The organism is Acetivibrio sp., from assembly GCF_035371925.1.
Lineage (GTDB): Bacteria > Bacillota > Clostridia > Acetivibrionales > Acetivibrionaceae > Hungateiclostridium.
Genome location: NZ_DAORXT010000117.1, coordinates 1 through 7619 on the forward strand (window position 1 = coordinate 1; position 7619 = coordinate 7619).

A 7619-nucleotide genomic window follows, 5' to 3' on the forward strand; every position below is an offset into this window, starting at 1 on the left:
CATTTTATAAATATTGTAGTAATTCTCCACCCTTTTTGTATAGATCTCCGTTTCTTTATAAGGTATAACATCAAGGCTTTTTCCCGTCGTGCTGTACTTACTGTTGTTCAGCCAGGAATGAACACATGCAGCACCGGCATTGTATGAGGCCACCACAAGGACACGATTGTCAAATTGCTTCTCCAAGTTATTTAAAAACCAGCACCCAAACTTTATATTTGTCTCCGGGTCGTATAAATATTCTGCCTTAAAATCCTTAATCCCCATCATTTCTGCAATCCAGTATGCCGTATCATCGGTTACCTGCATGAGTCCGCGGGCATTTTTATGCGAGGTCGCCTCAGGGTTAAAGCTGCTTTCTGCTTTAATAATCGAGAAAACAAGGTATGGATCCAAATTATATTCGGAAGAATATTTATAAACGTATTCCTTGTATTTCAAAGGAAACAGCATTTTAATAGTTCCTTCCAGAATTAATATAATGGAAATAACCGCCACAGCAAAAATAAAAATTTGCTTCACTCTTTTTTTTAGTCTATTAAGCACAAAAACAACCACCTTAACGAATTCTTTTTGCCATATTGAAATCACTTTTTGTAAGTTTCTTCAACCATTCTTCTAAGCTCTTCATAAGTACCGTCATTTTTAATTATTACATCAGCCAAGCTGCAATAATATTCGTCACTTAACTGGGCGTTTATTCTCTCTATTACCTGTTCATAAGACAGGCCGCTTCTTTTCATTACTCTTTTTACCCTGTTTTCCCTGTCTGCCACTACCACCCAGACTTCATCAGCAATATCGAGAAATCCGTCTTTTATCGGAATGGGTGCATCTATTACAACAGTCTTTCCCAATTTCTTTAGAATTTCATGTCTTTCTTTAATAATTTGAGCAACATGTTTGTGGGTTATACTGTTTAAAACCTCAAGTTTGGCTTTGTCATTAAAGACTTCTTTGGCAAGCTTTTTTCGGTCAATTTCCCCATCTGACAAAAGTATTTTTCTCCCAAATAAGTCTAAAATTTCCCAGTATGCCTTATGACCTTTTCGGGTGATGTCTCTTGCAATAACATCAGCATCAATTACCTCTGCTCCAAGCTCGGCCAAAATTTTAGAAACTGTACTTTTTCCGCTTCCTATTCCCCCGGTAACTCCAATTGTTCTCAAATTTCAACATCCCTCTATCACTATATTACTTTGTCTCGTACCAGTTGTTGCCCGATTTAACCTCAACAACCAGCGGTACCCTTAGACTTACGGCATTCTGCATACCTTCGGACAGAATCTTTTCGACCTCTTCCCGTTCGTCCTCGAACACCTCTACAATAAGTTCATCGTGAACCTGAAGTATCAGCCTGGACTTAAGCTTCCTCTTTTTAAGTTCACCATGCACCTTTACCATCGCAATCTTGATAATATCCGCAGCACTTCCCTGTATCGGAGTGTTCATTGCAATACGTTCTCCAAAGGACCTTATGTTGAAATTGCGCGATTTAAGCTCCGGAAGATACCTCCTTCTATTGAACATGGTGGTTACAAAACCTTTTTCTTTTCCCTCTTCCACAATATCATGCATGTATTTCTTTACGTTGGGATATCTGTCTAAATAACTGTCAATATATGTCCTTGCTTCTTTCCTGCTTATCTTAAGGTCTTTGGCGAGACTAAAATCCCCTATTCCGTACACAATACCGAAATTGACAGCCTTTGCCCTGGATCTCATAATGGGAGTAACCTCTTCCTTCGGTATTCCGAAAACCGTTGCAGCTGTCGAAGTATGGATATCTTCGTTATTTAAAAACGCATTTATCATATTTTCATCATTGGTTATATGGGCCAAAACCCGAAGCTCAATTTGGGAATAATCCGCATCAAGGAGCCGGTAATTTTCATCTGAAGGAATGAAAACCTTCCGTATCTTCCTTCCCATTTCAAGTTTTATCGGTATATTCTGAAGATTGGGCTCCGTACTGCTTATCCTTCCCGTCACTGTCACCGTCTGGTTGAAACTCGAATGAATCTTTCCTGTGTAAGGATTTATGACAGCTAGAAGTCCTTCCGCATAAGTGGATTTTAGCTTCATAAGCTGTCTGTATTCCAGTATTTTTTCCACAATTTCATGCCTGTCGGACAGCTCTTCCAACACTTCCGCATCGGTGGAATATCCCGTTTTGGTTTTCTTTATAACCGGAAGTCCCAGTTTTTCAAAAAGAATAACCCCCAGTTGCTTTGGAGAATTGATGTTAAACTCTTCTTGTGCCAAAGAGTATATTTCCTTTGTCACAACATCTATCTTTTCCTTAAGCTCTCTTGAAAACTCCACAAGGGCATTGACATTGACCTTAAACCCGTAATATTCCATATCCGCCAAGGTTCGAACCAGCGGAAGCTCAATATCATAATACAGCTCTTCCTGATTGTTTTCTTTAAGCAGACTATCTATTTTTTCGCTGACTTTGCTTATAACATAAGGATAAATACCTACAGTTTTTGAAAGAACATCGGGCTCAATATCCCGGTACAAAGTAAAGTTTTTGCCCTTTCCCGAAAGCTCCTCAACTGCCTTTACATTTAAGTTTAAATACTCTTGTGCCAGCTCGGATATTGTATAGGTGTCCTTTGACGAATTTATTATATAAGCTCCGATCATAGTGTCAAAGGCCAAACCGTTAAAGTCAATTCCCCGATTATTTAAATATACTATAAAGTTTTTAAAATCATGACCGTATTTTTTTATATTTTCATCCTCTAAGATGTCTTTAAACTGCCTAAAAAACTCATCCTCATCAATATTGTTGACAAAATCCAGATACCACGCTTCATCCTCCGCAGACGAAATTGCAACAGCAGTAAGCTTTTGCGAGAAATCTCCCGTTTTGTCAATCAAATAATAGATATAAACTTTTCCGTCTCTTTTGATATTGATTTTTAAGCCCTCAAGCTCATCAACGGTTTTTACCGTTTTAATATCAAGTTCTACACTGTCCTGGCTTTTAGCATCATTTAATCCAAACTTGTCAATAAAGCTTTTAAATTCCAGCCTCTTAAATATCTCATAGGTCTTTTCCCTGTCAATCTCCACCATTTTAAGCTCTTCAATATCGCAAAGGGTCGGCATATTTCTTTCAATCTGAGCAAGTTCCCTGCTCATAAAAGCTTGTTCCTTAAAAGCCTCAAGCTTTTCCTTTATGCCTTTCTTTTTGATGCTGTCCAGCGAGCTATAGAGATTTTCAAGACTGTTATACTCTCTTATGAGGTCCAGGGCCGTCTTTTCGCCGATACCGGGTACGCCGGGAATATTGTCGGATGCATCCCCCATCAAAGCTTTTACGTCAATAAACTGTTCGGGCTTAATTCCGTAATCTCCTACAATCCGGTTGTAATCATACTCCTCAACCTCAGTTTTTCCGCCTTTTGTTCTAGGAAGCTTAAGCTTTGTGGATGGTCCCACCAATTGAAAGGCATCCCTGTCCCCTGTAACCAATATTACTTCCATTCCCTTTTTTTCGGCGCACAGGGAAATGGAGCCCAATATATCGTCAGCCTCAAAACCTTCCATCTCCAGCCTTTTTATATTCATTGCATCCAAAACTTCCTTAAGCAAAGGAACCTGAACCCGAAGCTCATCCGGCATACCTTTCCTGTTTGCCTTATAACCTTCGTATTTATTATGCCTAAAAGTCGGAGCCTTAAGGTCAAATGCCACACAAATGTATTGGGGTTTTTCCTCTTCAATAAATTTTTGAATTATATTTAAAAAACCGTAAATTCCGTTGGTATATGTACCGTCGGATGTTACCAAAAGCTCGCGAAGTCCGTAAAAAGCTCTGTTTAAAATACTGTTTCCGTCTATGGCCATTAATTTTTGTTTGCTCATCGTAGAAAACCTCTCAATTTTTGATTATCATAAAGTAAATACTTTTCAATTCTGACTTCTCTAAATTTTATTGCTTTATCCTTCATTAGTAGGATTTCCCTTTATTGCTTGTTTATCCGTCAAGCATTTTACCGATCGGTCATTATCAATAATTAAAGAAACATTTTCTCCTTTCGTGTACATTCTTTCGCCTTCCTTGACAGGAATGCTCACCTCAACGCCGCAATCATCGGATACCAAAACAGCATATCCCTTTTCAATCCTTTTTACCACTGCATCTATAAGCAATTTTAACCATCACCTTTTTAAATTTTGTATTAAAATTTTGTCCGCTGAAGAAAAAAATCTTTCCGTATTTTAATGCAAAAAGTAAATAATGTGTACACAAGAGCATATACACAAATAATTGTACACAAAAAAGGGACTGCCGTAAACAGCTGTCCCTTAATTTTTTATAATACTTAAAGCTCAAAGAAAATTTTTTGCATTAAAAACATTCAATACTTATTTTAGACTGTTGGATACGAATTCCGCCTCATTGCACTCTAAACGGTAAATCAGCTTGTCAAGTTTGTCTTTGTTGATATCATCTATTCCAACAATTTCCAAACCATATTCGTTGTATATCTCCCTGTTTACAATCCTATTTATTTTTGCCTTAAATTCCAACGGTTGCGTTTTGTCAATTGAAGCACTTACAAACACATTTACAAGACTCTGGGGCTCGACTTCTTCTTTGAAAACCGCTCCCACACCCGTCATACTGATATTCTTGATTATGGCATATATACTGGCATCCGATCCCTTTGGGGAAAATCTTGCCTGAAAATTGGCAAGGTATCTTTTGGCACTTCTATTATTCTTTACCCTGCTGACATTTTTTATTGTAACCTGCACCAACCACGGATAAGTTACCTCAAACTCACTTATTATTCCATTAATAATATATTCATAATCTCCCCGCATAACCTGGCAAGAAACAACATCGCCTTTAAATACGTTATTCTTCAAAAACTCTTCAGGAATTCTAAAATAAATGCACTCGCCTTCAGTCTTTTGAATAACCGACAGAACCGGTTCGAAAATATAACTATGCTTAATGCTAATAACCGATCCCCGCTTGAAAATCTCTTCCTTTTCTTTAATAGACAGTACATATTCTTCTCTCTGAACCGGAATCCAATTAGACAGTTCGACATTCATCATTACGACCCCTCCTTAGACTTGTTGACAGTTCAATCCTTGAAACAGATACGAAAAACCATAATGATGATGTATTCGACAAATAGCCTAAAATATCCTTCTTAATATGAAGAATTTTCTTTTTCTTACACTAATGCTACTTCTTAAGTATTGTTATTTCAACTTTTTTGGGCTCATTCGGGTCATCTGTTTTTTCCTCAAAGGAGAGAGCATTTCCATATTCGTCCTTAAGTTTACTTACAAAGTTGTCGTATGCCGTATCATCGGCATTGAAACTCAAAACCTTCTTTTCTCCATCCGGGCTGGAAACGACAGAATCACTTGAAAAAGCCACTTCTATTATATCCTCAATAATTTCTATATTGCACGAACGGGCAATATTAATAATATTGTCAACTTCTTTTTCAATGTCCTTCGAATTGATTGTAATATATGCATCGTAAGCGGGTATACTGCCAACAGCAGCAATACCGTAAGAACCCGGCTCTTCCGAAGAAACTGCTTTTGAAGAAGGAGTAATTGAATAGGAAGAAGCATCTGCAAACTCGTTCGTCCCTTCCTTTTTGGAATTATCAGACCCGCCACTGCGTTTTTCGTTTGCAGCTTCCTCCGCCCCCTTGTTGAACTGAATCCCAGTACGGGGACTGCCATTATCTTCCGCCTGATTGGACTGGTTACCGTCATAGAAAACTGTTTCATCTGTTGCTTTGTCCTCGTAAATACCCAACATCAACCCGCTGTTATTCTCCTTTGGAGCATTGCCAAGAAGCCCTCGGTTTATAATCAAGCTTCCTGCAACAAAAACCAAAACAAGTCCGGCAGCAATGGAGGACGCAAACCCGATAAACTTTTTCTTAAACGGCACAGTCTTTTTATTTGACTCATTGCTGTTCTTTTCTGCCACAAGTTTTTGATGAAGCTCCTCTTTAAATCCGGAAGGAAGCTCAACCTCCTCTATAGAGCCCAATGCACCGACAATTTCTTTTAGTTCGTAAAGCTCGCTTTTACAGCTTTCGCAAGTTTCAATATGCTCTTCGAACTCGGTTCTAGTTTCGCTATCCAGTTCATTGTCTATATATAAAGACATTAACTCAATTATTTCGCTACAGTTTTTCATTTCCAACCCTCCTTTCAATATTATTTGACGTATTCCTCATCTATAAGTTCCTTTTTTTGTTGCAATATTTTTTTTAGAGCCTGCCGAGCCCTATTAATTCTCGACTTGACCGTTCCCTCGGGACATTTTATTATTTGGGATATTTCTTCATAGCTAAAGCCTTGAATATCTCTTAACACGATAACCGTTCTGTACTCTTCGGACAACATATTTATTGAGTCCTTCACAGCTCTTTTGAGCTCGTTATCCTCAGCCGTCAACTCAGGTCCCGGTGAATCGTCCTTAATCTGACGTTTTATTTCATTCCCGTTAAATTCTATGTCTTCATCCAAAAATACAACTTTTTTGTTTTTTCTTTTACGAATCTCATCGAGGCAGGCATTCGTTGCAACCTTATATATCCATGTATTAAAAAGGGAATCACCTTTAAAATTCTTTATCGATTTATATGCTTTCAAAAAAACTTCCTGTGCCAATTCACTGGCATCATCGTAGTTTCCCAGCATTCTAAAAGCAATGTTGAATACTTTCTTTTGGCAGCCTTCTATAAGCTGCTCAAACGCCTCAACATCACCCTTTTTTGCCCTGTCAATCAATTCTTTCTCGGAATAACTCATGCTACCAGCCTCACCTCCGGCTCAAAAATAATACACAACCAATTACTGCAAAAATAAAAAAAACTTAAAAACACCTCAGGTTTCTATTATACAATTTTTTTAACAGAATTTGAACCAGTACAGGTTTTTTTTATATAAAAGTAATATTAGTTAATCACATATATTACCAAAGGTTTTTTTTATAATTTATAGAATATACTTATCATTAGATTAGATTAAAATTAAAAGGGGTAGTAATATGATCAATACAATTCTAGTAATTGATGATAATGTTTTTGATAATGCCATTATCAAAAATTACCTTTACGGTGAAAGATACAGCATAGTTTCCGCTCAAAACGGACGCGAGGCTTTAGAGCTTATTGAAAGCCGCAATATTGACCTGATACTGCTTGATATAGTCATGCCGATAATGGATGGATATGATTTCTTGAAAGAGTTCTCAAAAACTTCTTATTATAAAGAAATTCCCGTAATTGTCGCATCCAGTCTTGACAATACGGAAAATATGGAAAAAATTCTTGAGTTTGATGTTTTCGATTATATTATAAAACCGCTAGAGCAAATCAATAAATTAATATTTTTAAACAAAATAAAATCAGCTCTAAAATACAGAAATGTTCTTTTAGAGCTAAACAAAGCCACAAGGCTCATTAATCAGTTGTCAACCAAAGAAGCATAAATCTGTTTATATTTTTCCACACAAAAGCACCAGCCGTATAAGCTGGTGCTTTTGATATTTTACTATTGAGTAAGTCTATAAGCCGGGTTCTGTATTTGATAGTCATCTATCTAGGCTATAT

General features: G+C 37.2%; 8 protein-coding genes. 1 reads left to right on the forward strand and 7 read right to left on the reverse strand.

The window, feature by feature from the left end:
• The 7 genes from PLH43_RS12295 to PLH43_RS12325 all read right to left on the reverse strand — a co-directional run.
• Window positions 1-546 (reverse strand): lytic transglycosylase domain-containing protein (locus tag PLH43_RS12295; RefSeq protein WP_324363539.1); only part of this gene is annotated, 546 nt, incomplete at its 3' end.
• A 41-nt stretch (window positions 547-587) separates the two neighbouring features.
• Complete coding sequence (coaE, locus tag PLH43_RS12300; RefSeq protein ID WP_324363541.1) at window positions 588-1169, reverse strand: dephospho-CoA kinase; 582 nt, start codon at window positions 1167-1169, stop codon at window positions 588-590.
• A 25-nt stretch (window positions 1170-1194) separates the two neighbouring features.
• Window positions 1195-3879, reverse strand: a complete 2685-nt coding sequence (polA, locus tag PLH43_RS12305; protein WP_324363543.1) for a DNA polymerase I — start codon at window positions 3877-3879, stop codon at window positions 1195-1197.
• A gap of 75 nt (window positions 3880-3954) precedes the next feature.
• Window positions 3955-4167 (reverse strand): hypothetical protein, encoded by a 213-nt coding sequence (locus PLH43_RS12310; RefSeq protein WP_324363545.1) that lies wholly within the window; start codon window positions 4165-4167, stop codon window positions 3955-3957.
• A 216-nt stretch (window positions 4168-4383) separates the two neighbouring features.
• Window positions 4384-5085 carry a PilZ domain-containing protein gene (locus PLH43_RS12315; RefSeq protein ID WP_324363547.1) on the reverse strand — a complete coding sequence of 234 codons (702 nt, stop codon included), beginning with the start codon at window positions 5083-5085 and terminating at the stop codon, window positions 4384-4386.
• A gap of 133 nt (window positions 5086-5218) precedes the next feature.
• A complete protein-coding gene (locus tag PLH43_RS12320; RefSeq protein WP_324363549.1) occupies window positions 5219-6199 on the reverse strand; it encodes a zf-HC2 domain-containing protein in 981 nt (326 codons plus the stop codon).
• A gap of 20 nt (window positions 6200-6219) precedes the next feature.
• A complete protein-coding gene (locus PLH43_RS12325) occupies window positions 6220-6816 on the reverse strand; it encodes a sigma-70 family RNA polymerase sigma factor (RefSeq protein WP_324363551.1) in 597 nt (198 codons plus the stop codon).
• Window positions 6817-7054: 238 nt separating this feature from the next.
• Here PLH43_RS12325 and PLH43_RS12330 point away from each other — a divergent pair, with 238 nt between their 5' ends.
• Entirely contained in the window at window positions 7055-7498 is a 444-nt protein-coding gene (locus tag PLH43_RS12330) for a response regulator (RefSeq protein WP_324363553.1), read from the forward strand.
• Window positions 7499-7619 lie beyond the last annotated feature (121 nt).